Origin of the sequence: Sporosarcina sp. ANT_H38 (assembly GCF_008369195.1) — a bacterium.
Taxonomy (GTDB): Bacteria; Bacillota; Bacilli; order Bacillales_A; family Planococcaceae; genus Sporosarcina.
In genome coordinates this window covers 346461-371549 of the sequence record NZ_VOBC01000001.1, presented here as the reverse complement: position 1 = coordinate 371549, position 25089 = coordinate 346461, and the positions used below count along the sequence as shown (strand labels likewise).

The following is a 25089-nucleotide window of genomic DNA, read 5'->3' as shown; positions in this document are numbered from 1 at the left end:
TACCTCCTTATCTCAAATTTTTCCTTTTCATTACAATTTGACTTATCACAATTAGCAACATGCTTATAACAATAATCATAGTCGATACAGCTGAACCAAAACCATAACGGTAAATCATAAACGTATTATTGTACATGTACGTGGCCAGAAGTTCAGTAGATTGCGCTGGGCCTCCACCCGTCATGACAAATACTTGATCGAACGCCTTTAAACTCCCAGAGATACAAAGGACAATAGCAATCTTTATTGTGGTCCACATCATAGGTAGAATAATATGTACTAACTTTTGAAAACCAGTGGCACCATCAATATCAGCTGCTTCTTCTAATTCAGATGGAATATTCTGTATTGCCGCGATAAAAATAATCAAATAGGGCCCAATATAATTCCAAATAATCGGTATAGAAACTGCATACATGTTAACAGTTGGATCCGCTAACCAGGCCCTCGTCCAAGATTCTAGACCGACAGCTGTTAATACTGCATTGACTACACCAATTTGAGAATCATAGATATAACCCCATATCAAACCTACTACCACGGTCGAAATGACCATCGGCAAGAAAATAGCCGATCGGACAAACCGTTGGAACAGATTGCTTTTGCGCAGAAGCAAAGCTAATCCTAATGCAATCGGAACCTGACCAATTATAGAGGCTGCAACGATTATCATATTATTTTTAAGGGCTCTCCAAAATACTGAATCTTGAATAACTTCTACGTAATTTTGAAATCCTATAAAGGTTGCTTCACCAAGACCTGACCATTCAAAAAAACCATAATAGGCAGACCAAAAAATAGGGACAATGACGAAGAAAGAATATAGCAAAAGGGCTGGAAGTAATGTAATTACTAACAAACCCTTTACTTTCAAGGTTGATTGCATAAAAATTCCTCCCTTTTGCTTTTAAAACAAATCTTTACTACATTTACTGAGATTGAGCTTTTTGTATTTTTTCAGCTACCTTTTTGGGATCTCCTCCGAGCATGATCTCCTGTAAACCATTATTGACAGCTTCTCCAGCAGCTGCAGTTAAGTACAAATCATACACGGGTGCGTATTCAACTTCTCTAACTAAGTTAAATGCTTCATAAAACAGTGAGTTAACTTTTGCTTTATCTACCTCTACATCGTACATAACCATAGAATTACTTTCTGCAATCGCTTTTTGTGCATCTCCATTACTTAGTGCATAGATCAGTTCTAATGCCGCTTCCTTATTGGCACCCTTCGTATCACTACTTAGCAAGTAGCCACCTCCAGGTCCACCTGTAATGGTATTTCCGCTTCCTTTTCCATCCTCGATTATAGGAACAACTGCCACGCCAATATTTTCAAGTACGTCTTCAGATGCCGAAGCGCCTAAACTGCTTAGCGTCCATGATCCATTGATCATCATCGCTGCTTTTCCCTGAGCGAAGTACTGTTCTGCTTGTGTATTATCCATACTGTTTGCCCCATCTGCAAAGGCGTCGTTATCAACAAGCTCTTTAAAATGATTGAGCGCTTCGATGAAAATAGGATCAGTGAAAGATGCTCCATCCTGTTCGACAGCTTTGAAGAACCATTCTGTACCCGTTACACGATCTGCAATAGCACCAAATGTAGTAGATTGTGCTACCCAAGGAGCCTGATTACCCATCGCAAGAGGTGTAATGCCTGCCTCATTGAACAGCTTGACCGCGGCTATTAGTTCATCCCAACTTTTTGGAACTTTCAAGTTGTGTTCTTCAAATAACTGCTTGTTATAATACAAAAATGATGTAGCTGACATGGCTACAGGTGCTGAATAGATTTCGCCGTCTTCAAGCTCATACGGTTTGATCGCACCTTCTAAAAATGAATCTTTCCATTCGGAATTTTCATCGAATAGAGTTGTGATAGGCTGGATTAAACCTCCTTTATGAAACTCTTCAGTAAAGCTCCCTGGATAAGTCAAGAAAACGTCTGGTAATTCATCGGCTGCTGCGACAGTACTGATTCGTTGACGGTAACCATCTACTGGGATGGCTTGCGCATCCACTTTTACATCAGGATGATCCTCTTGGAACTGAGCGATCATTTCTCTGACAGTTCTTGCTCGTAAGTCATCTCCTGCAAAGTTATGCCAAATGGATATGGAAGCTTCATCCCCACTAGATTCTTTTGAATCACTTTTCCCACCACTGTCCGTACACCCTGCCAGCATCAATACAGTAGATACTCCTAAACCTAGAAACCATTTTCTCAAGAAAACCACCCCTTCTGTTAATCTATTTTAAGTATAGTAAAGCGCTTACATTTCAAAAAGGGGACAAACAACAGACGTTGGGGGGAGAAAACAAAGTTGTTAGAATATGCGAAATAATCATCAAAAAAAGCATACCCGCCCTTTCAATAGGGTCAACTATGCTAAGGCCAATTTAACTTAATTACTTAATACTACTTTTCATCCAAACTCAATTGCCTACCTCTCCAAATCAGCGGAGCTTTGATGGACCAGTCCTAAAACTTCACTGCCTGTTGAAACGGGTGAGTCTCCTGATGTTGTGTGGGCTAGTACACCCGCCGCTGTAGCAAATTCGATCGTATCTTCCTGAGAAAGACTCGCTATTTTTCCGTGAAGAATTCCACTTGCAAATGCATCTCCTGCACCAATTCGATCAAGTATGGTCAAGGTATGTTTTCTTGAAAAGGTTATGGTCTTATTCTGGATAATAAAACCTTGAATTGTTTGTTCAGTCTCCCTTTTTTTCTCTCTTATTGTTCCTGCAATTGTTCTTATTTGATACTTTTCCAACACTTTAACTAACAAGTCTTCGATTTGTTTAGTTAGCTCATTCTCTGCAGTTTCCATACCCAAAATATATATTGCATCTTTTTCTGTCATAAAACAGATATCACAAAGTGTCAACATTCTCTCATAATAACTCCGTGCATTTACACCAGTAGCATTCCAAAGCTTTGGTCGGTAATTACAATCAAACGACACCACAATTCCCATTTCTTGCGCCTTTTCAGCAACTTTTATAGTCAAATTTCTTGTGTTTTCTGAAACGGCAAGACTAATTCCACAAAAGTGAATCAATGAAACATCTAATAGAGATTTCTCAAGATCATAATCGTCAAAAGATGACTGACAAAATGAGCTTTCTTTACGATTGGTATAGGTTACAGCGGTTGGTCGTACACCAAATCCATGCTCTAAAAAGTAAATGCCAATTTGCTCCCCTCCTCTAACTATAGAATCAGATGCAATTCCAAGAGAGCGAATATGAGATAGTGCAGCATTACCCACACTTGTCTCGGGCAACTTACTCAGCAAGCTTGTTTGATAACCATATTTACTTAAAGCGGCCATTACATTAACACCAGTACCCGTGAAAGAATATTCCAACAATCTTGTCTGCTCCAGTTTCTTGTATCCAGATGCCTCTAGCCTCATCATCACTTCACCAAAAGCCATTATTTTAGTTGTCATATTCCTGCACCAACTCTTTTATCATTGAATAGAAAATTCGAACATCATCTATTCGTGTTAAACCAGTCGTTGGATCAATAATAGAAGAATATACGTGTGGAATAATTTTAATTACCCCTGCAGCAAGTGGAATTGAAACGATTTCCTTAAAATTTTGAAGATCGATGCCACCTGTAGGCTCTATATTCATCTGCTCTTCAGCACATGCTTTCACAACTTGACGGTATTCTTCAATAGTTTCAAGGCCTCTCATCGGGAAATACTTAATGGAGTTGCCGCCCATATCTTTTATTAAATGAATGGCAGATCTAATTTCAACGATTGCGGGAGATGCGTTCATACTACTAGAGGGGCCTGTAGAGATATTCACATAACCCGGTTTTCCACAAGGACTAACCATACAGTTGATAAATGTCTCTGTATTATCAACTGAAGAGCGCGTATGACCCACCCCAGTGAAAACCTGATTGATATGCTGAGGCTTATATTTTTTAGCAATATCAGATACCATTTTCCATTGCTGTGGATCACCACTTCCCAATCCAATTGAAACAGCATTATCCAGATCAGTTCCGTATAAACTCATCGCTTCCACTGCTTCATCTACTTGTTCATAGTTTTTAGATAATACACCAATAACAACATGGCCTTCCGTTTCTTCAAAAATTTCTTTTGCATTTTGTCTATCACGTGCAAGTACATTCAAACAGATTCTTTCGTTGTAAAAATTAGGACTTAACTTCATGTGCTTCACCTACAATCTCTTCAATTCTCCGCGTTATCAGGAGTATATCATCTTTCGTCACAGATCTTGGATCAATGTCAAAATGACCTTCCGTCGCATGGTAATCTCTTGTATAAATAGCCACTTCACCATTTTTTAACTCATTTACTACTTCAACTGCATGACGATTAGCTTCTTTTTCATTCACCATAATCCTTCCCCTGCAGATATCACGCCCCGCCTCGTCATTTATGCAGGTAACGGATATTCCTTTTATTTCACTTAATTTATATAGGGGTTTTAACTTTTCTGTTTGAAAATCTACTGATTGTTTGGTCGACTCATAGTTTTCCAAAGCCGTAAGTAACCCGAAAATGGATTCCTTTCCTACTTTCATAGCACGACCAATTCCTTTTAAATGGGGGAAGCTGTAATCGATATATTGTTTTTTTCCAGCTAAAATCCCAGATGTTGGACCTTCAATAGCTTTTGAGCCACTAAAAATAACAAGGTCACCTAAACTAGCGTATGAATGAATATCTTCCTCAGCTGCAGCATCGATTAACAAGGGAATACCGTTCCTATGACATACTTCTTGTACTTGATCAATAGAAGGCATATTTTTTTGTACACAATGATGCGATTTAACATACAAAAAACCTACTGTCTCATTTGTAATTGCTGCTTGTACTTGGTCAGCAGAGCACATATTACTATAACCAACTTCTTTGACCTCTGCCCCGCCAAGACGAATCATTACTTCCACAGGTGCCCCATAATTAATGTTATGCCCTTTCATTACAATGATCTCGCCATTCGTTTTATAATTCTTGTCATGCAATTTATCCACTAACATTTTATCTTTTTTTGTTATAAGTCCGGCTACTGCAAGAGCTATAGCAGCCGAAGCAGAGTTTGTAATAATAGCAGCTTCTGCATTTAAGTAATATGCTATCACTTCACCTGATTTCTTCACTAGCTCTTCCATTTCAAAGTAATTTTTTGCGCCATACGCTAGTTGATCTACTACTGCATCCGATAACGTAGACACACCCAAGATACTCATTCTTCCACTTGCATTAATAACCTTTTTCAAATCCAAATTATTCAAACTCAATATAATCTCCTCCTATCATCACAGCAACATGTTTGATTTGGCAGTGATGGTTCACTATAGTTCCTACTGAATCCACTAATTGAATCGGTTTATCTTCTATTCTAAAGAATGTTAAATCAGCGATCGTTCCTATATCCAAACTTCCGAGTTCAGGTCGACTGATAATCTGTGCAGGAGTTTTCGTCACCGAACGGATGACCTCTTCCAACGAATGACCTAGCGCATAAAGTTTTGTTAGCGTTGTAGCCATATTAAAAACAGGTCCTTCATTTTTGTTTCCTTCATAGATATCCGTACTAATCGTGTGAAAGGGGATATTACTAACTTTCGCTTGCCTTGCGATTTCAAAAGAAAAGCTAGCTGTTCCATGTCCAACATCAAAATAAACATTTCGATCTAATGCTTTTTTTACTGCATTCATTGATTTTGAACCGTTGTGAAAAATATGGTTGTTGCTTTTCTCATTAAAGCAGTGCGTTAAAATATCTCCACCCTCTAAATATTCCAGTACGTCATTAATCTCCGGAGGTGCACTTCCTATATGAACCATTATCGGAAGTTGTAAGTCTGTTGCTATTTTTCTGGCAATTCGCAAAGGCACAATACCGTTTTCTTTCACAACACTTGCACTCATTCTTGCCTTCAATCCAATGATAAACGCAGGATATTTGTTGACCGCTTCCACAATTGCTGATTGCGATATTAAAGATAGATCATTTAGCTCATCTGTTCTTTTCAAACCAATCCTTGAAATATTTAAGAAAGAAAGAACACGAGTCTTACTTTTTGTTGAAACCTGATAGAACTCATCAATATCGTCTGAACCACTGCTTCCTGCATCGATGAGGGTTGTAACACCCGTTAGATACCCTATTTCATCAGGATTTGCACAATAGGGCTTATGCTTGGGAAATGAATGTGTATGCAAATCTATCCACCCTGGTGAAACATACGTTTCATCTTGTAAATGAATAACTCGATCAAATCCCTTACCTTCTGTATCTACCTCCACAATTACCCCCTCTCTAACTCCAATATCACACGTTGACCCATCAGCAAGCATTGCATTTTTAAAAATGATGCTCATCTGCTCATAACTCCTTTTTGTCGAACTCACTTGTTGTGTCTACAAATTTGAATGACTTCCAAGCATCAATAAAACTGATTAAAAAATGCTCGTTTTTAACGACTTTTGCGATTATATTTTTTCTATCATCAAGTGGCATCTCTTTCAAAACGACCTGTAGTTCACCCTTGTATTTGCCGAATCGATTATTTCCTATCGCGATGTCTCCTGGCTCTTGTTTTTTTTCCAACATAGGCGTAATTGATTGATTGCTATATTTTTTTCTTACCTCAACTGAGCGAATTAGGTACTCGCTAATATCTCCTCTTCTAACATGGACCTCCTCCAGTACAATTTGCTTTTCTAAAGGTGGTATGTCTCCTAAAAATCCAATCTCCAACTCTACTATATATCGATTTAATTGGCCTAATTTCACAATTTCTTCTTCGCTCGCGTAGGCATTACCTATAATTACATCATCGATTACCCCGGTCGCCCACAAATGCTTTGCTTGAATGTGAATAGGAAGACTACGGTGTTCTTCTAGCGTACAAAGACCATCATTAATCATCCATGGCCCAAATTTTCCATTTTGTGATGAAATGAATGCCGCTGTTTTCAACCCATTCTTCTTAAATCTCTTTGAACAACTGATGAAAAAGTCAAATGGGAGTCCAGTATATTTCTGAGGATAAAAGTTATGACATCCCACCATTTTTTCTCTATTAGGCTCATGTGACAAAATGCTTTCCAAGTATTCTACATTGTTACTCATATTCAATTCGATAAGTAAGCCAAATGGGTTATACGTCATTTTCGATTCTTTGTAACCGTCAAATCCAACATCTAGCCGCACACCGTCGGCTCCTAATTCAGAAAAGAAACTTAAATCATCATAACTAATACCCAGACGCTCAAAAATTATCGGTGCTATATCTAGTATCACTTCCATATCAATTTTTTTTGCGTGGGAAATAATTTCTTTGAAACTTTGTACGATTTCATCTTTCGGTTTATCCGCAGATAACAAACAAGTGAATACCCTGCCAAATCCATTAGCTTTCGCTAAATCTAGATATTTTTTGTCGTCTTCTGTGGTAGAACTCTCAGGATAGATCGATACGCCAAGTCTTCTCATTTTCAAAACCCCACTTTCACTTCACTATTAATGATAACGTTATAATGTTTAAAATCAAAAGAACCCTACACGCTGCGCAAACAGCTATGTACAACATCCACCTCTATTTTCAATACTCAAAACTATTAGAACCTTCTTGCGTATAGCTTACACCAAATAAATTGATTAATCAATTTCAGATTACACAAAATCTTATTTAGTCATTGTATTGAATCACATATTTGTGCATTTCGGTATTATAATAGGCAATTGAGTACTCTATAAGTTTTTCATCGCTATCATAGGATGATCGCAGTCTCTTTAAAAGTGACTTTTGATCCGTATGCAGAATGGACGTTACTTTTTCACAAGGTACTTCTACTTCAAATTCATCATTAAATCGGTTTATCACAAGTCCTTTTTTAAAAAGTGAATCATAAAGAGATCCTATAAAAAGGTTCAAATCCAATGAAAAAGACGCTTCTAGTGGGACATAATGAGTAAAGTGAATAAATGGCTGATTGTTTAACAAAAATAACCTCTCAATACAATAACATTCACTTCCCATATGCTCTTGTAATGAATAATGTTCCTTTGAATTCACGATTGAAATACTGATATTTTTTTTTTCCAACTGATGACCTTCGCTTGCTAGTTGTTCAGAAAAAGCTTTCCCTTTTGACATCTTTGGTACGATAATATTCTCAAGTACCCTTGTTCCAATTCCACTCTTTTTTTCTACATAACCTTCTAACGATAATTGCTCTACTGCTTTACGTATAGTAATTTTACTCACAGAAAATTCTTTTTCCAAAACTGGCTCTGCAGGAATTAGGGTGTTCTTCAAATATTGCCCCTTTATGATTCTATCTCTAATAATATCCTTTATCTGAAGATATAAAGGGCCTTTTTTCCGCGTAATTTTCATGAAAATCATCCTTTTCTTCTATCAAACCTACCTAAAATTTTGTTCTCTAAATTGTGTAGGTGTAACTTCGTAATGTTTTTTAAAAATACTAGTAAAATATTTACTATCATTGTAGCCAACCAAATTAGCTATCTCTTTTACTTTCGCCGTAGTGTGTAAAAGATAATCTGCCGCTTTTTTTACTCGAAGATCCGTTAAAAGATCCATGTAGGATATCCCTGTTTCTTTTCTTATCATTTCACTTAGATAATTTGGATGAATGTGAACCTGTTCAGCCACTTCCTTCAATGAGATAGATTTACCTAGGTGTTTTTCAATATACATAATAGAATCATCTACGTAGCTAGGGTTTTTTTTATAATCTAACTTAAAATCATTTAACAGCATTGAAAATAATGAGAGTAAAATTTCTTTAGGTGAAACAAACCATTTGTCGGCAGAAGGGATGGATGGATAGTTTATAGATTCCTTTCCTTTTTTACTGCTCATCCGATTAATATACCTAATCGTTTCGATGTATAAGCTTTGCACATAAAATTGGATTGATTCAGGGGTTGCCTGTGGATGAGAAAATAACCAGTCCACTAAATTTGATATCCACTCCTCCATTCCTTCTTCTTTCATGCAATTAATTAGACTTTCTTCATGTTCAGAAATCGATACTTTATATGGTATTCCCGATCTTGTCTCAACATCCTCAACTTTAATTACTAGTTGTTCTGTTAATATCCATTGATATAAAAGCAACGAAGAAACCTGACTATACAAATAGGGCATTTTAGATAGAGACGTAACTATCTCACTTGCAAAAATCGGCTTATTGTATGCTTCCCCTATTTTTTTTATTGCCATTTGTAGCAGGTACTCATCTCCTAAATGAGGATCCCTCCTTATTATAACAAGCGTATATTCATTGTAAGCAAACCATTTACCGTTTAGATAGGTGTTCCATATTCCTTCACAGCTACTCATTTCCTCTGATTCTATGGGCTTGTCTATTAGTAAAAGCTGAAAAGGTGGCTCTTTTAATGCAGGTAAGATTTCTATTAACTGTTGAAAGTCAAATAGTTCATTTGTGTTTTGCAAGATTTTTCTGATTTCAGAGGTTACAAATTGCTCAGTCTCTGATTCTTTCCATTCGCTATATCTCTTTAGTTTGTCAAGCCTCATTCTCGCTCTTTGCACAGCTTTAAGAATTTCATCTGGCGAGCTAGTTTTCAATAAATAGTCGCAGACATCCTGCCGAATCGCTTCTTGAACATACCCAAATTCATCGTAACCAGTGAGTAAAATGATTTCTATTTGATAGTTGTGTTTTGAAATATATGAAACAAGCTCAAGTCCACTCTTTCCCTTCATTTGAATATCTGTTATGAGAATATCAGGCTTTTCTACATCGATTCTTTTAATCACTTCTTCTGCAGAAGACGCTGGCTTTAATAACGTAAAACCATACTCACTCCAAGGGATCACATTCGCCATTCCCTCACGAATGATCACCTCATCATCAACAATTAAAACCTTCATTTCATCACCTTCCTTTTATCGGAATAGCAAAATGTATTGTAGTGCCTTCTTTCTCTTTACTTGCTATATGCAGTCTGGAATCTACACCGTAATGCAGTATCAAACGAAGATTAACATTTCTAATACCATAATTCTTTCCAATGACTCCTTCAGTAGTTTGATCATTCATAAATTGTATATCAAGCTCTTGTACTTTATTCTTTTCCATTCCTACGCCGTTATCTTTTATGGTGAAGTATATGAACTGTTCTTTTTTTTCTGCCGTTACTAGTATGACACCGTAGTGATCATCTAGCGGAAAAAAACCATGTATAATACTATTTTCAATTAATGGCTGCAGCACTAGCTTAAGCATAGAATGTTGTTTTATTCTCTCTTCAATAACTAGTTTTACCTCGAAAGAATCAGGATACCGTATTTTTTGAATGTCTACATAGTGAAACAAATGACCGATTTCTTGTTCAACTGTGCAATATTCATTCCCTTTATTTAAACTGAACCGCAAAAAATTACTTAAAGAAAAAACAACAGTAGATATCGTATCTGCCTTTGAGCTCAGTGCAATCCAATGGATAGATGCTAATGTGTTATACAAAAAGTGAGGATTTATTTGATTTTGAAGTGCCTGCATGTCCAGTTCTCGCTTTAAATGTTCATTTTTTTTAACTTCACTCATTAAGATAGATATTCGATCATTCAACTCATTATAGCTACCAATTAATTCCCCGACCTCATTGTCAGAATAGGATTCAATGGTTGCAATATTGTCGCCTGGATTAGAACTTTTTATTGATTTGGTTAAAGCTGAAAGTGGTCGAAAAACCTTAGAAATAAAAAATAAGACGAGTACGATGATAAAAATTACTGCTATTACAATAGAATTACCGGTTAACCAAAGAAAATAACGATTTTGAGACCTAAATTCATGATAAGGAATAAGACTAACTAAATCCCAATCCACGACTGTTATTTCTTTATGAAAAATCATTAATTTTTCTTCAGGAGAATTATAAATAAAGTTTTCACTATTTTTTTCTACTAGGATCATTGAACTTAACCTATGTACATCTAAACTTTTTGTGACACCATTGCTACTCTTCGCGAGTACATTTCCATCCATCAATAAAAGAACGGAGCCACTCCATTCCAAATCAATCGAACTTAGGTATTCTTCAATTACCTGTTGATTCAGACTTATTGATAGATATCCTAGAAGTTCAAAAGTTTTTGTACTTCGGATGGGTCTAGTTAAGGTAATCATTTCTTTCATTCCATATAAAGTTTCCTTACTATTTTTAACAACCCACCATTTATCTGGCGGTGCATCTTCATTAGTGTTCATTTCAACGCCCATTATCGCATCGGTTGAAATGTTCTGATTTCCATTCAATGGTTCTATTAAAATATTATCGATATAAGTTTTAGAAAATGCCAAATTTGATATAAGGCCATAAATTTCTCTGCGTCCAGACACAACGTTTTCTTCATTCTGTAAATAGTCTTGCACGTCTTGGTTTCCTATCAAAAAAATGGACATATTCCCTACATCATTTATGATAAATTCCAATGTATTTTGAAGTTGTTGAATTGAGCTTTCTCCTGATATTGTTGCTCTTTCTTTTGTTAGATGAGTTGTTGTAATGTATGATAATAACCCCAATAATCCAATGGGAATCAATACAGTAACGAGCGTAAAAACAATGAGCTGATTCTTCAAAGACTCCCTTAGCCATTTTTTCATATTTTTACTCCTTCTCTCACTAACATTGCATAAAATCTGACCAGAATAATTATCTGATTATCTAGCACACATTTTTTTGTCTCACATGAAGAAAGAGATTTCCATACTTAACTATCTCAAACATCGTAACATAAAAGAGATACCCTGATAATAAAAATTCTAATAATTCACACATGTCCTTGTAAATAGATAAATCTATTGGACTTCCATGGACAAATCTAATCGCCTATTTACTATTTTGCAACCGCAATGAACTGCCTGATAAGTCAAGTTGACTGAATCGATAAGGTCATCCTCATTAAAACTCCAATCAGCGGCAACCTTTTTTCTGTTGTTATTTTTTGTTTTTAATCGGTCCCACACCCCATATGATTGGTCAGCAAAGCTATATGTTGCTTCTAGCTTCACTGTTAAAAATCCCACAAATCAACTATCGTTCCCACTGTTTTAAAATCTACATTCCCCATAAAAGCAATTAATTGACCAGCAGTTTGCTCCGCGCTCTTTAACACCCCTTTTTCCTTATAATCTATAAAGCGATCGAGGAGTGGGAATGCCTCTTCCTTACTCCCTCGAATGGTTTCCTGCATTCCGGTGTCTATAATACCTGGCGCAATTGATACAATGTCTACTGGATATGCCGCATTTCCCTGCTCAAGTGCGACGACACGTGAAAAATGATCAAGTCCCGCTTTCGTCGTACAGTATGTTCCCCAACCTTCATATACGTTGCGGGCCGCTCCGGATGAGATGTTAACAATTCGCTTTGATCCTTCGAAGTCTTTTAACTTCATAATAAAGACATTAGAAAGAATCATTGGTGCCGTCAAATTAAGGGCAACCGCTTTTGTTATCTCTTCCACATTTACAGCACCCATTAATCCGATTGGGTCAACTATGCCAGCATTATTAATAAGTGTAAATGCTACCGCATCTTGTGGAGCAGCTACGATAATTTCATCCAAAAGCGCTTCAAGTTGCGCCGTTTCAGAAAGATCGGCACCAATAAATTTCACCCCTTCCAGTTCGTTTGCTGTACGTGCGATTCCGACAACAAAATGCCCCTCACTACTTAGCTGCTTTGCAAGTTCAAATCCAATACCTTTCGACGCACCTGTAATAATATAGACATTCATTTAACTTCCCCTCCTACTAGTAATCACCATTTTCACTTCTCCCAACAATATATAGCACATTACGATGTCTTGTCGAAATACTATTTTTCAACAAGTCTGTTGATTAACCATTTATTCGCATATATTACTGGTGAGAAGGTCTTGATAAACTTCATTCTCACTGGAGCATTTCCGGCTCGCTCTCGGCTAACTATTCATGACAGATTTACTGAGGGGGTCCTAGTGTGGCTAGAAGTGACTCCATCACTTCTAGCCACACACTTAGGGAGGAATTGTAGTTCATTCCTCCTTAGTAATCCTGTTGTGAATCGTTGCCTGTCGCGTTCCTCCAATGTTCAAGTGAAAAAAACAATTGTTTGAAAGAAAAGAATAGTTGACTTTCTACGGAGAGTGTAAGTGCCCGAAGATGCAATTTCGGGCACTCTTGCACGTTGCCCAATGCGTTCCTTGCTTACTTTTAGCAAAGAGTATACATCTAAGCTTGTATTGCCTATTAAAAAGCGACAACTCTTTAAAATAAATATGAAAAAACCATAGAGAAGGCATCAGCCGCCAAAATTGCATCTTTGGCGGCTTTTCTCCAGGTAAGAAACAAGCTATTCTTTCATCCCAATAAGCTTCAGCACTCTGTGTACTTATGCATTTGGAGCGCGACAGATGAAGGACAACCATACGATTACCGAAAAAAAGTGTAGGGATGCGACAAAGTCGCATCCCTACATATCCTGGTATCTAGTTAATCGTATAGAAGTCATTCTATCCAAAGCAATCAAAAGGCAACTATAGACGTAGCGCCGGTAGATGATCATATTATTCAACAAACGTTCTTATGCAACTAAGTACTAACATACAAGTCACTGATGAAAACAAAAAAGCCAACTCCCCCGTAGGACAGCTGACAGATCGCTTATTCAATCCATTATTGTTATTTTGACGTTTTTTCGTCCCCATTTATAGGCATCACTCTTCGTAGGGATAAACACATCGATCTTATTTCCTTTAATCGAACCTCCCGTATCACCTGCAATTGCGTATCCGTAGCCTTCTACATGTACTTTCGTGCCTAGCTTGATAACGTTTGGATCTACAGCAATTACTTTCAGTTCTGAGTTCTCTCTTAAGTTGATGCCCGTTTTCGTTATACCTGTACAGCCGTTACAATACGCTGTATATGCAGTTGCCGAAACGGTAAATTCTTTGACGCCATTCGTAGACGTTGACCGTGATATAGTTTTTGAAGCGGGCTTTTTTGACGTTGCAGCTGTTTTCTTAGATTTCTTAGCGATCGAAACAACACTCAGTTTTTGATTTGGAAAAATCATATCTGACTTCAAATTATTCAATGACTTTAATTTCGCTACTGTTGTATTATGCATTTGAGAAATTTTGTATAATGTATCGCCTTTTTTCACTTTATACGTTGAAGATGACGCGAAACTTTCGTTTGCTCCACTTACCAATAAGATAATCGTCAGAGTTAGTGTCAAAAACATGTTTTTCATTTACTCGTCTCCTTGTATTTTATTCTCAGGAGAAAGCATTCCCAAATTGTGTGACAATAACGTTACAATGAGTTATCTTTTTCATTACAATCAACCACCAAGATTATGGGGACTATTTGTCTGTAAATCAATACAAAATAAGCGCCAACTCTCCAATCGGAGGGTTGGCGCTTTATCATTTAATTTAGTATTTTTATCTTTACGTCTTTTCTTCCCCATTTGTACGCTTCACCTTTTGTCGGGAAAAATACATCAATCTTATTTCCTTTGATTGCGCCTCCCGTATCACCAGCGATTGCATACCCATAGCCTTCTACATATACTTTCGTACCGAGTTTAATGACACTTGGATCGACAGCTATGACTTTCACATCAGGGTTACTTTTCAGATTGATACCTGTTTTTGTTATACCTGAACATCCATTGCAGTTTGCTGTAAATGCACTTGCCGATACAGTAAATTCTTTAACCACATTGTCCGAGTCAGACCGTGATGGCGTTTTCGCAGCTGATTTTTTCACTTTTTTTGATGTTGATGCTTTTTTAACTACTTTTGTTGTAGAAGAAACTTTAAGCTTCATGTTCGGATGAATTATGTTTGACTTCAAGTTATTCCATGATTTCAAATTAGAAATGGATACGTTATGCATCTTAGCGATTGTATATAACGAATTGCCCTTTTTCACTGTATAATTTGAGGTAGCTGCCAAGCCTTCATTTGCCCCGCTGACCAATAATGCAATCGTAAGAATAAGCGTCATTATTAATTTTTTCAATTACTCTACTCCCTGCTATTTAGTCTATTACTTATAATAACAATCGATTATTACAGAGACATTACAGGAAGTTACCTTTACCATTACAATCAGGATGTGTATTATTACATGCAAAGAGGTGTCTGTAATGAAGGAAATAATTATTCGCAAGGCTACAATGAACGATGCCGAAGCTATAACTGCTGTACTCGTAGAGAGTCAATGGTTTACGTACGGTCATCTTTATTCCAAAGACTATATTACTAAATTGATTGAAAAATATTATACCGTGCAACGTATTGAACAGGAAATCGTCTCTATAAGTGAAGAATGGCACGGTTATTTTATAGCGGAAGCGAATGGAAAGATCCTCGGAGCTATCGGCGGCGGAATGACGAGTGAAACTGCGGGAGAAGTATACGTCTTCTATTTGGATCCATTAATGCGTGGTATGGGGATTGGCACACGACTTCTCAACTTCTTTACAAAGATACAAAAATACACGTACGGTGCGAAAATACAATGGGTTTCTGTCGCAAAAGGTAACAACTATGGCATTCCTTTTTACGAAGCGCGCGGCTTCATCTTCCAACATGAAGAACTTGCATATGGAACTTCTGAAGAAGATCAAGACATATCTATGAAGTATTGCCGAGAGATAAATTAAAGTAGGGTGATTGAAATGACAACAATTTTAGGTTATATCGCAGAAATGCTTCCTTATTTACTTAGTGCTTTGCCCATCATCCTCATCTTTCGCATCATTTACAATAAAATGCGCGGTTATGAGAAACCCCATTTAATTCACGAAATCGGTGTTGTCATCTTTCTATTATTCATGACGGCGTTATTTTCACAAACGATACTAACATTTCTTTATACAGGACCAAATGTCACACGCTCTTTTTCAAACATAAACCTTGTTCCGTTCAGAGTTTTTCAAGATAATTATTACGCCATCACGGAATTGAATTTTTGGCAACCATTTATTATTAATTTTTTAGGAAATATATTCATTTTCATGCCTATTGGCTTTATGACTCCGTTATTATGGAGCAGATTCAATCAGTTCTGGAAAGTGGCTCTCTTTGGATTAGGCATATCACTCTTTATAGAAACCATCCAATTGTCCCAAGCAAGAAGTAGCGACATTGATGATTTGTGGTTAAATACTGTAGGATGCATGCTTGGCTATCGTCTATACCTTGTCACAAAAAAGCTTTTTCCAAGGATCAATTATCTAGTGAAAAAAAGTTGATTTTCTCACGTAATATATTGCATATCTTCCAAACGGCCTCACTTTATTGTATACTAGGGTAATGATGACATATATAGGATGGTGAATCACAGTGCCGATACCGACAGATCATGCAAAGCCACTTCGAATTTCCGCGAAGGAAAATGCGTTTAACCAACTCCAGCAATGGATTATAGATGGGACATTGCATCCAGGTGAAAAGTTGAATGATACAGAACTTGCCTCTGCGCTTGGGGTTAGCAGGACGCCTATTCGTGAATCGCTGCAACTTCTTGAAGTGCAGGGGTTTGTGAAGATGTATCCTGGAAAAGCAACGCAAGTGACAGAAGTGGATAAGGAGTCTATTACAGATCTTCTTCCCCCTCTTGCAGCTCTGCAAGCATTATCCGCTGAACTTGCAATCTCTCAGCTAACCGAGGAAACAATTGCATTACTTGAAAGCATAAACGAACGTTTTGCTGAAGCAGTCTATACCAAAGATTATTTTTTCGCTTTAAAAATAGACGAAGAGTTCCATCAGATCATCGTCGATGTGGCAAATAATTCGTATATCCATTCAATGGTTGCATCGCTGCAAGCCCATGTCAGAAGACTATTCTTTCATAACTCAATTATTTTGACAGAAAAATCGATTGATGAACATAGTAAAATCATCATGTCGTTGAAGAATCGGAACGCAGAGGAAGTTTCCTCAATTATGCGTGGGAATTGGCTGCGGGCGATCGAGGAATTCCATTCTTTAAAATCTAATTAAAATAAGAAAAGCCGATTCCCTCTTAATGAGGAAATCGGCTTTTCTTCTGTATCGTTCAAGATTCCAAGAAATCCTGTTTTGTAGCGGCATGTTTGTGGCGGATAACCTGCCGAACGTAGAAGCCAGCAACACCCGCAGTCAAGATTGCTCCGAGAATGAGTGATACTGTGTAGTCCATGTTGAATCCTTCAGGTGCGTAGAAAATATACGTACACACTACACCTGTCATAAATAATGCTGGTAAGCCAGCAATATAATGTGATTTACCCGCTTTCAACAGAAATGAAACTGCAGTCCACAACATGATTGTTGCAGAGAGCTGGTTCGTCCATCCAACGTAACGCCATAAAAACGTGTAGTCAATTGTCGATAATAAAAAAACCGGTACACCAAGTGCGATTGTCGTTCCTAAAACGATGATTTTGTTATCGGGATTCACCCATTTAGAAATGGATTCGGTCGCAATCATCCGAGAAGAACGAAGAGCAGTATCTCCTGTCGTAATCGGTAAGATAATCACTGCTAGAATTGCTAAGATGCCTCCAACCGTCCCTAAAAGCGTAGTTGAAATTTCATTAACAACTCCCGCAGGTCCCCCAGCCGCTAAAGCAGCCTGTAAACCGTCAGTCCCTCCGAAGAACGTCATTCCTGCAGCCGCCCAAATAAGAGCTATAACCCCTTCTGCAATCATTGCACCATAGAAGATTTTACGTCCTTCCGATTCTTTTTTCATTGTCCGGGAAACAATTGGACTTTGCGTCGAGTGGAAGCCAGAAATCGCACCACACGAAATCGTCACCATTAGGAGCGGCCATATAGGTAAATCCCCTGGATGTAAGTTCTCTATCGTGAGATTCGGAATCGGCTGACCGCCAAAAACGAGGGCAACAGCGATTGCAACTGCCATAAATATCAGGATAGCACCGAATATCGGATAAATTTTGCCAATGATTTTATTAATGGGCAAAATTGCAGCCAATATAAAATAAGCGAATACGAGAATGAGTGCCGCTATGAAACTGAGCGGTGTAATTTGTGCTATCAACTGAGCTGGTCCTGCAGTGAATGCAGCAGCAACAAGAATCATCAACACGATTGAAATAATTGTGATGGCTTTTTTAGCAAAACCCCCTAAGTACTTACCTACAATTGTCGGGAATTGTGCCCCGCCATGTTTCAAAGACAACATTCCAGAAAAGTAATCGTGAACACCGCCTGCAAAAATACATCCGAATACTATCCATATGAATGCGACTGGACCGTACAGCGCACCCGCAACTGCACCAAAAACGGGACCAAGCCCTGCTATGTTTAATAATTGGATAAGCCATCCTTTCCACCAGCTCATCGGTACATAATCCATACCATCATTCACGGTGTATGCCGGTGTTTCTCTGGCATCATTCACGCCAAACGCTTTTTCAACAACTTTTGAATAAATTGCGTAGCCGGCGAAAAGTACTATCAAAGATGCAAAAAACGTTACCATTTACGCTTCCCCCTCTATGTATAAAATAATAGACTGATTATTTTACGTAATCAGTCTCGTGAAACTAGCAGGAACATTATAAAATAGTATAATTGCTCCAGTTTATATTGCGCATTTTCCACTCTTTTTTCATTAAAAAAAGAGCTTCATCACTTAACAAAAAATGATGAAGATCCTCACTATTTTTCTAATTTTGTGCAGCTGAATTCCCTAGAAAACGAGCAACTACTCCTGTAACTAGCATGACTGCAAGGACTGGAAGTAACCAACCTAGACCATCACTATAGAGTGGCAATACACGTTCATATAACGAAACAATTGGTGCCATCCATACGAAGTTGTCTATCTCAAGCGATTGACAAAGTGTTTTCAAACCGTCTATCGAACTGATCATGAATGCAACGACTGTTGCTGATACATACACTAGTCGTGAGTGGTTGAACAATGGCGAAGTAAAAGTTAATAATATTAAAACAACGGCTAACGGATAAAGAAACATTAATACCGGAATCGAGTAGGTAATAATGTTCGCCAAGCCAAAGTTTGCGACAATGAAACAGAATGTAGTGAAAATAGCAACAAATATTTTGTAACTAATTTTCGGCATGATTGAATGGAAGTATTCTCCACAAGCCATCATTAACCCAATACTAGTCGTCAAGCATGCAAGAAGTATAATAACTGCGAGCATCACGGAGCCGAACGCACCGAAATAATACGAGGCTGTGGCGCTCAGTACAGGTCCACCAGTATCAAATAGACCGAACGCTTCCGTGCTCGTTGCACCTAAGTAAGCAATCCCTACATAGAGAATCGCAAGGAATGCAGTTGCTACCGCTCCTGATTTTGCAGTCGCAGCTAAAATACCACGTTTACTCGTAATACCCATCGAGCGAATGACATTGATAACGATAATCCCAAAGACAAGAGACGCAAGTGCATCCATTGTGTTATATCCTTCTATAAATCCTTTCATGAATGCCCCGTCTACATAGGCATCCTGCGGAGATCCAATCGCTCCCATCGGTTTTACAACGACCATGAAAAGCAATACTAGAAGAAGAATGATAATTGCTGGTGAAAGAATCTTACCGATGCGATCGACTAGTTTTGCCGGATTCATCGACAACCATAAGGTAATGCCAAAGAACAGGAACGTGAAAAGGATTAGACCAATTTGCGTATACTCTTCACTGATAAACGGAGATATCCCAACATCAAAAGCAACTGCACCTGTACGAGGAGCTGCAAAAAATGGCCCGATTGTTAAATAAAGAAGTGACGTAAAAATCACTGCATAAACCGGATGAATCCTGCTCGCTAAATCCTGTAAATTACTACTACCTGAGAAGCCTATTGCCAAAATCCCAAGAAACGGAAGTCCTACACCTGTGATTAAAAATCCAATTACGGCAGGCCATATATTTGTACCTGCATACTGCCCTAGCTGTGCAGGAAAAATCAGATTCCCTGCTCCAAAAAATAATGCGAATAACATGACTCCAATTACAAGATACGATGAAAATGGCAGTGTCTTTTGCATAATTCCAGCTCCCCCTTGGTGTTGAATAACATTACATATATGCAATATATCGCTGAAATTAATACTACTCTTGTTATTCGTAAAATGCAATATATTCCTGAACATTTCCTTGTTTTTCATATTCAAAAAAAGGGATTTTTTAATTCACCACTGTCGTTGTTAAATTATAGTAAAAGATGTCTTTTGATTTACCATTTATTCGCATAAAATACTGGTGAGAAGGGTTTGATAACCCCTATTTTCACTGGACTATTTTCGGACCGCTTTCGACTAACTATTCATAACAGGTTTAAGGAGGAGGAATAGTAGTTCATTCCTCCTTAGTAATCCTTTTGTAAATAGTTGCCTATCGCGTTCCTACAATGTTCAAGTGAAAAATGTAGTTGTTTGGAAGAATGAATAATTCCATTGAATAGCGCTTTGGCTACCCCTGTAATGAACCTTGACCAGACTCGACAGTTTTACCGAAGGACATGTGTGCCTTACCTATAAAAATGGCCTGTCAGCATGACGTTCATGCTGACAGGCCTTCCACCAATCATTTTATGCTAAACTTCGTGTGACTATGGCCTTCTTTCGCTTTTTTCACCTCGAGAATTGCAGGGAATGCAGCTTTCAGTTCTTCAACGTGGGAAATAACGCCAATCATACGCCCTGATTTTTGCAAGTCAATAAGCGTATCAATCGCTTTGTTCAACGATTCCTCATCTAGTGAACCGAATCCTTCATCGATAAACATGGTGTCAATCGAAACTGAACCTTGGAAACTTTGAATGACATCTGCCATGCCAAGAGCAAGGCAGAGTGAAGCATTAAATTTTTCCCCGCCCGATAACGTTTTTACATCTCGCGTTTGGCCTGTATAGGCATCATATACGTCAAGACCCAATCCACTTTGCCTACCTCGAACTTCCTGCCGGTCACTGCGGATTAAGACAAATTGTCCGTTCGACATTTCTTTCAGCCTTTCATTCGCCGATTGGATAATACGTTCCAAGTATTCGATTTGAATAAAACGCTCGAAAGATAGTTTCAATCCATTTTGCCCTCTTACAATGTCGTAAAGGTCTGTAATTTTCCCATATATTCGTTCGAGCCCAATCACTTTTTCAGAGGATTGGACAAGTTTCTCTTTCAAGCCAAATGCAGTCTTTTCATATTCTGACGAAGCATTATAATCAGTCAGTGCGGCTTCATAAACACTTTTCAATTCGATTACTTTTGCTGCCAGATTTCCTAGATCCACCACTTCTTTGCCTTCTAGCATCAATCGCAATTCCTCTACGGCTCCGCGCACAGTATGGAGCTGCTGTTTGAACGCTACAACTTCTTCTTTTAAAGAATTACGATCCACTTCTTTCATTATCACCTGCCGATACGCTTCTTCTGTCAGAAATGAGGATTCTTTTAGCGCTTTTTTAAATCTGTTTTCCGCATAATTTCTCTTCTCTATGATTTCATCTAAGGATTTACTCGCATGAACCTCCGCGGATTTCGCTGTCGTTAGCCGATGTATAGCTTCATCCCTAAGTTTTTGAACAGCCTCCCATGCAAGGTCTAATTCTGCCTTATTTTTTTCTGTTTCGGAGATTCGTTCTTGTAAGATGGAAAGTACACGCACATCTACTGGAATCGTTTGTAATGTCATATTAAATACAGCCAATTGCGTATCGTAGGAAGATTGCTGTTGCAACAATGCACGTTCCATATCAGATTTTTTCACAATAAACTGTGACGTAATCAATTCTTGCTTTTTCAGTTTCTCTTTTAGGTAAATAAGTACTTTACGTTCATTACGAAGCTTAGTCACTTCCGTTTCCAGTTTCTGTTTATCCTCTTGTAAATTATTATTGTCCACTTCTATAGTTAACAGATTCAATTCTTTTTCTTTTTCATCCAACTGTTCTATTGCATTTTGATAGGTAATAGTAGTATTTCTGTATTGACCTTCTACTTCTTTTAACAGTTCTTTTTTCACTTCAAGCTGTTCCCTAGAAATGTTCTCTCCCGTTTTTTTATGCGATTTGACCGGATGATGTTCGCTTCCGCAAACCGGGCATGACTCTCCGTCTATAAGTGATTCGGCCAACATAGATGCCTGGTTATCCAACCAAAGTTTTTCGAACTTATCGCATTCCATTTCCCGATTTTCATAACGTATTTTATTGTCATTCTTTTCTTTCTCCAGGACGTTAATCCGTTTTTGGATGACGATGAATTCATCCAGCACTTTACATTTTTGAGTCATGTCATTTAATTGATCAAGTCGTTCATCATAGGAAACAAGTCTTTCTTCAGAGCTTTCTATTTCCGATTTCAGGATTTCTAACTTCTCAGCTTCTTCACTTGCTGTTTTGATGGATATTCCTAGTTCTTTTTCCAAACGGATAATTTCTTTTTTCATCAAATCAAGCGCAGCTTCTTTTGATGCTAAACTTGAAACTGCAGGGAGATAATCGTTTAGTCGCATCAAAACTTCTGTTAGTTTTCCACGTTCTTCTTTACGCCCTTCTTCAATTTCGAAACGCTGTTTAGCATTCCCCATTATTTCTGTCGCTAGTTGGACTGCTTCCTCAGATTTCTTGAGGTTGTCGGCTTTCGCGCTAGCTTCCTCTTTCATCGTAAGAAACTGACTCTCGATTTCACCAATTGCAACCGCTCGTTCCGCATCAATAATCTGTTGTTCCTTCCGTTCCATTACCGGCAGTTGCTCGGATAATTCAGTTAGCGAAACCTCTTTTTGCCGCAGTTCAACAAAGCGTTCATTCACATTTTTCGCAGCATGGTAGGCTTCTTGCATTTTTGTATGCTGTTTGTAAACTTCTTCATAACTCTGTTTAACAACGATTGTCTTTTCTTGATAAAAAACAAGTTCTTCTTCTAACCCTAGTACAACTTGATTCACATTGTAATGTTCATTTTCCAGTACAGTAAAAATCGACGACTCCCGTTCCGGTAGCAAGGAGGATATTTGTCCAATATGCCCTTCGCTCAGTTGCATTTCTTTCTTCAGGGTCGCTTGTGCACCGTCTTTCTTCACTTTCAGCTGTTCTACAATTTCACGGTACTTATCTGTTTTAAATATTTTCCGCATGATCGTTTCTTTATTTTCTGTATCAGAGGTGAGAAATTTCCGGAATTCCCCTTGAGGCAGCATGACGATTTGACTGAATTGTGCTTGTGTGAAACCAATCAGTTCCTCTGCTTTCTTGTTAATTTCAGATACGATTTGCCTGTCAACAATCGGTAATTCACCGTCATCCGTTATTTCATAGAACTCGTAGCGTGCAGTCGTTTCAGTCTTGTTCCCTTGTTTCACATACGGAATTTGCCGCGTGATACGGTATCTCCGATTATGTATGTCGAATATCAACTCAACTGACGTCTGGACTACATCCTCGGCGAAGTCACTGCGCATCGCTCGGTTATCCATTCGATCTTCTCCACTCGCCTGACCATACAGCGCAAAACAAATCCCATCGAATATCGTTGTTTTCCCCGCGCCAGTTGCACCCGAAATGACAAACAACTGATTATCTTTCAGTTCTTTGAAATCGACTATTTCTGTCCCTTTATATGGCCCGAATGCCGTCATCGTTAATTTAATAGGTCTCAAAGTCCCGTCTCCTCCCTGTGCATAACTTCATGAAGCACTTGTGCAAACAGCTTTTCGGTTTCCGCGTCTGCCATTTCCCCCTTCATCTCTTCATAAAATGCTTTAAATAATGCTAAATCATCATGTTTACCGTGTTCCATTCGTTGTTCGTCTGTTGCAACAGTAGTTGATATTAATATTTTCCGCTCAACATGCATTGCATTCGGATAGACAGACCGTACTTTTTCCATAGGGAATAAAACCGGTGTCTCATCCAGCAATTTTACAAATACATAATCCTCACTTACTGGATGCAACAAAATGTCTTCCATTGTCCCTATTACCGTTCGCATATCATGCTTCGGCTCTAGCTCCCGCTTATCAACAGATACTTGTCCCTCAGCATCGAGTTCTATAATCAGAAATCCCTTTTTATGATTTTCTTCTGATATCGAATATTTCATCGGAGAACCTGCAAACCGTACTGTTTCATTTAACACATAATGTGCCTGATGTAGGTGACCAAGTGCAGTATAGTGGAATCCTTCAAAAAGATGGGCAGACACATATTCCGCACCGCCAATTGTAAGCGGACGTTCTGAATCACTTGTGTTAGCTTCACTTTCTCCGTGAGGCGTCACAAAAGCATGTCCAACAAACACATGCCGAACACCATTCACCATTTGTTGACGAATTGCTGATGTCACTTTTTTCATCGCATCGTTATGGTTCACAATTGTTTCATCGTCATGCAAGTGTTTTACTACAGAAGGATCAGCAAATGGTACGAGATGAAAATGAACTTCACCGTATTCATCCATCAAAATCACCGGTTCAATTACTTTCGTCATCTGACCTGTAATATGGTAACCATTTGCCCTCATTAACCCGCTTCCAAAATGGAGACGTCCCGGGCTATCATGGTTTCCTCCAATCGCAAGGACGGGTGTCCCGAGTTCAATGGTAATCTTTTCAAGCATTTCATCAAGTAGTGCAACGGCTTCCGTCGGCGGAACCGCTCGGTCATACAAATCACCTGCGATAACGACCGCATCCGGCTTCTCTTCTCTGATCGCTTCAATGAATTGATCAAGTACAAAACGCTGCCCCTCTGTCATATAAACGCCTTGAACAAGCTTCCCTAAATGCCAGTCTGCTGTATGGAAAAATTTCATATTCATATCCCCTTTCAATGTTCTTTTATACTATTTTACAGGACACCGTTACAAAAACGAATAAAAGCAACCCACAAACGGGCTGCTTTTCCGTAGATTATGCTACTTGGACAGACTATGTTGAAATAAATGCTGTAATGTCTAATTTTATATTAGAATTACAGGCAGATACACTCGTTATAAGCGTAGAAAATACTAAGT

Annotated in this window: 20 protein-coding genes; 3 read left to right on the top strand and 17 right to left on the bottom strand. The window is 38.2% G+C overall.

What is annotated here, in order from left to right; all coding sequences use genetic code 11:
• Positions 1-7 precede the first annotated feature (7 nt).
• From FQ087_RS01875 to FQ087_RS01815, 13 genes are all read right to left on the bottom strand, one after another.
• A complete protein-coding gene (locus tag FQ087_RS01875) occupies positions 8-886 on the bottom strand; it encodes a carbohydrate ABC transporter permease (protein WP_149578865.1) in 879 nt (292 codons plus the stop codon).
• 43 nt (positions 887-929) lie between these two features.
• Positions 930-2189 carry an extracellular solute-binding protein gene (locus FQ087_RS01870; RefSeq protein ID WP_149580712.1) on the bottom strand — a complete coding sequence of 420 codons (1260 nt, stop codon included), beginning with the start codon at positions 2187-2189 and terminating at the stop codon, positions 930-932.
• Between the two features lie 258 nt (positions 2190-2447).
• Positions 2448-3461, bottom strand: a complete 1014-nt coding sequence (locus FQ087_RS01865; RefSeq protein ID WP_149578864.1) for a sugar kinase — start codon at positions 3459-3461, stop codon at positions 2448-2450.
• Entirely contained in the window at positions 3451-4206 is a 756-nt protein-coding gene (gene dagF, locus FQ087_RS01860) for a 2-dehydro-3-deoxy-phosphogluconate aldolase (RefSeq protein WP_149578863.1), read from the bottom strand. Before dagF ends, FQ087_RS01865 begins: the two co-directional genes overlap by 11 nt.
• Complete coding sequence (locus FQ087_RS01855; protein WP_370456025.1) at positions 4190-5302, bottom strand: DgaE family pyridoxal phosphate-dependent ammonia lyase; 1113 nt, start codon at positions 5300-5302, stop codon at positions 4190-4192. The genes dagF and FQ087_RS01855 overlap by 17 nt, the downstream gene beginning before the upstream one ends.
• Entirely contained in the window at positions 5289-6389 is a 1101-nt protein-coding gene (locus FQ087_RS01850) for an amidohydrolase/deacetylase family metallohydrolase (RefSeq protein ID WP_149578861.1), read from the bottom strand. The genes FQ087_RS01855 and FQ087_RS01850 overlap by 14 nt, the downstream gene beginning before the upstream one ends.
• 4 nt (positions 6390-6393) lie before the next feature.
• Positions 6394-7506: a DUF871 domain-containing protein gene (locus FQ087_RS01845; protein ID WP_149578860.1), complete on the bottom strand. Its 1113-nt coding sequence runs from the start codon at positions 7504-7506 to the stop codon at positions 6394-6396.
• 196 nt (positions 7507-7702) lie between these two features.
• Positions 7703-8413 (bottom strand): GntR family transcriptional regulator, encoded by a 711-nt coding sequence (locus tag FQ087_RS01840; RefSeq protein ID WP_149578859.1) that lies wholly within the window; start codon positions 8411-8413, stop codon positions 7703-7705.
• A gap of 27 nt (positions 8414-8440) precedes the next feature.
• Positions 8441-9940, bottom strand: coding sequence for a response regulator transcription factor (locus FQ087_RS01835; protein WP_149578858.1), 1500 nt, complete (start codon positions 9938-9940; stop codon positions 8441-8443).
• A gap of 4 nt (positions 9941-9944) precedes the next feature.
• Complete coding sequence (locus FQ087_RS01830; protein WP_149578857.1) at positions 9945-11681, bottom strand: sensor histidine kinase; 1737 nt, start codon at positions 11679-11681, stop codon at positions 9945-9947.
• A 410-nt stretch (positions 11682-12091) separates the two neighbouring features.
• Positions 12092-12817: an SDR family NAD(P)-dependent oxidoreductase gene (locus FQ087_RS01825; RefSeq protein WP_149578856.1), complete on the bottom strand. Its 726-nt coding sequence runs from the start codon at positions 12815-12817 to the stop codon at positions 12092-12094.
• A gap of 911 nt (positions 12818-13728) precedes the next feature.
• Positions 13729-14319: a 3D domain-containing protein gene (locus FQ087_RS01820; RefSeq protein ID WP_149578855.1), complete on the bottom strand. Its 591-nt coding sequence runs from the start codon at positions 14317-14319 to the stop codon at positions 13729-13731.
• Positions 14320-14498: 179 nt separating this feature from the next.
• Positions 14499-15095 carry a LysM peptidoglycan-binding and 3D domain-containing protein gene (locus tag FQ087_RS01815; RefSeq protein ID WP_255452114.1) on the bottom strand — a complete coding sequence of 199 codons (597 nt, stop codon included), beginning with the start codon at positions 15093-15095 and terminating at the stop codon, positions 14499-14501.
• 127 nt (positions 15096-15222) lie between these two features.
• Here FQ087_RS01815 and FQ087_RS01810 point away from each other — a divergent pair, with 127 nt between their 5' ends.
• The 3 genes from FQ087_RS01810 (at position 15223) to FQ087_RS01800 (ending at position 17086) form a co-directional block, all read left to right on the top strand.
• The gene (locus FQ087_RS01810; RefSeq protein ID WP_188006609.1) at positions 15223-15741 is read left to right on the top strand and encodes a GNAT family N-acetyltransferase; all 519 of its coding nucleotides are present in this window, start codon (positions 15223-15225) and stop codon (positions 15739-15741) included.
• Positions 15742-15756: 15 nt separating this feature from the next.
• Positions 15757-16332: a VanZ family protein gene (locus FQ087_RS01805; protein ID WP_149578853.1), complete on the top strand. Its 576-nt coding sequence runs from the start codon at positions 15757-15759 to the stop codon at positions 16330-16332.
• 91 nt (positions 16333-16423) lie between these two features.
• Positions 16424-17086, top strand: a complete 663-nt coding sequence (locus FQ087_RS01800) for a GntR family transcriptional regulator (RefSeq protein ID WP_149578852.1) — start codon at positions 16424-16426, stop codon at positions 17084-17086.
• Between the two features lie 55 nt (positions 17087-17141).
• On the opposite strand, the gene FQ087_RS01795 is transcribed toward FQ087_RS01800, so the two are convergent.
• From FQ087_RS01795 to FQ087_RS01780, 4 genes are all read right to left on the bottom strand, one after another.
• Positions 17142-18575 (bottom strand): carbon starvation CstA family protein, encoded by a 1434-nt coding sequence (locus FQ087_RS01795; protein WP_149578851.1) that lies wholly within the window; start codon positions 18573-18575, stop codon positions 17142-17144.
• Between the two features lie 187 nt (positions 18576-18762).
• Positions 18763-20118, bottom strand: a complete 1356-nt coding sequence (gene brnQ, locus FQ087_RS01790) for a branched-chain amino acid transport system II carrier protein (protein ID WP_149578850.1) — start codon at positions 20116-20118, stop codon at positions 18763-18765.
• 538 nt (positions 20119-20656) lie between these two features.
• Positions 20657-23734 (bottom strand): AAA family ATPase, encoded by a 3078-nt coding sequence (locus tag FQ087_RS01785; RefSeq protein ID WP_149578849.1) that lies wholly within the window; start codon positions 23732-23734, stop codon positions 20657-20659.
• Positions 23731-24888, bottom strand: a complete 1158-nt coding sequence (locus FQ087_RS01780; protein ID WP_149578848.1) for an exonuclease SbcCD subunit D — start codon at positions 24886-24888, stop codon at positions 23731-23733. The genes FQ087_RS01785 and FQ087_RS01780 overlap by 4 nt, the downstream gene beginning before the upstream one ends.
• Between the last annotated feature and the right edge of the window lie 201 nt (positions 24889-25089).

Coding starts and splice junctions, on each gene's coding strand:
- FQ087_RS01850 (WP_149578861.1), bottom strand. CDS start 6,389: ATGAGCATCATTTTTAAAAATGCAATGCTTGCTGATGGGTCAACGTGT.
- FQ087_RS01870 (WP_149580712.1), bottom strand. CDS start 2,189: ATGCTGGCAGGGTGTACGGACAGTGGTGGGAAAAGTGATTCAAAAGAA.
- FQ087_RS01820 (WP_149578855.1), bottom strand. CDS start 14,319: ATGAAAAACATGTTTTTGACACTAACTCTGACGATTATCTTATTGGTA.
- brnQ (WP_149578850.1), bottom strand. CDS start 20,118: ATGCAAAAGACACTGCCATTTTCATCGTATCTTGTAATTGGAGTCATG.
- FQ087_RS01830 (WP_149578857.1), bottom strand. CDS start 11,681: ATGAAAAAATGGCTAAGGGAGTCTTTGAAGAATCAGCTCATTGTTTTT.
- FQ087_RS01795 (WP_149578851.1), bottom strand. CDS start 18,575: ATGGTAACGTTTTTTGCATCTTTGATAGTACTTTTCGCCGGCTACGCA.
- FQ087_RS01835 (WP_149578858.1), bottom strand. CDS start 9,940: ATGAAGGTTTTAATTGTTGATGATGAGGTGATCATTCGTGAGGGAATG.
- FQ087_RS01875 (WP_149578865.1), bottom strand. CDS start 886: ATGCAATCAACCTTGAAAGTAAAGGGTTTGTTAGTAATTACATTACTT.
- FQ087_RS01780 (WP_149578848.1), bottom strand. CDS start 24,888: ATGAAATTTTTCCATACAGCAGACTGGCATTTAGGGAAGCTTGTTCAA.
- dagF (WP_149578863.1), bottom strand. CDS start 4,206: ATGAAGTTAAGTCCTAATTTTTACAACGAAAGAATCTGTTTGAATGTA.
- FQ087_RS01845 (WP_149578860.1), bottom strand. CDS start 7,506: ATGAGAAGACTTGGCGTATCGATCTATCCTGAGAGTTCTACCACAGAA.
- FQ087_RS01805 (WP_149578853.1), top strand. CDS start 15,757: ATGACAACAATTTTAGGTTATATCGCAGAAATGCTTCCTTATTTACTT.
- FQ087_RS01825 (WP_149578856.1), bottom strand. CDS start 12,817: ATGAATGTCTATATTATTACAGGTGCGTCGAAAGGTATTGGATTTGAA.
- FQ087_RS01810 (WP_188006609.1), top strand. CDS start 15,223: ATGAAGGAAATAATTATTCGCAAGGCTACAATGAACGATGCCGAAGCT.
- FQ087_RS01865 (WP_149578864.1), bottom strand. CDS start 3,461: ATGACAACTAAAATAATGGCTTTTGGTGAAGTGATGATGAGGCTAGAG.
- FQ087_RS01840 (WP_149578859.1), bottom strand. CDS start 8,413: ATGAAAATTACGCGGAAAAAAGGCCCTTTATATCTTCAGATAAAGGAT.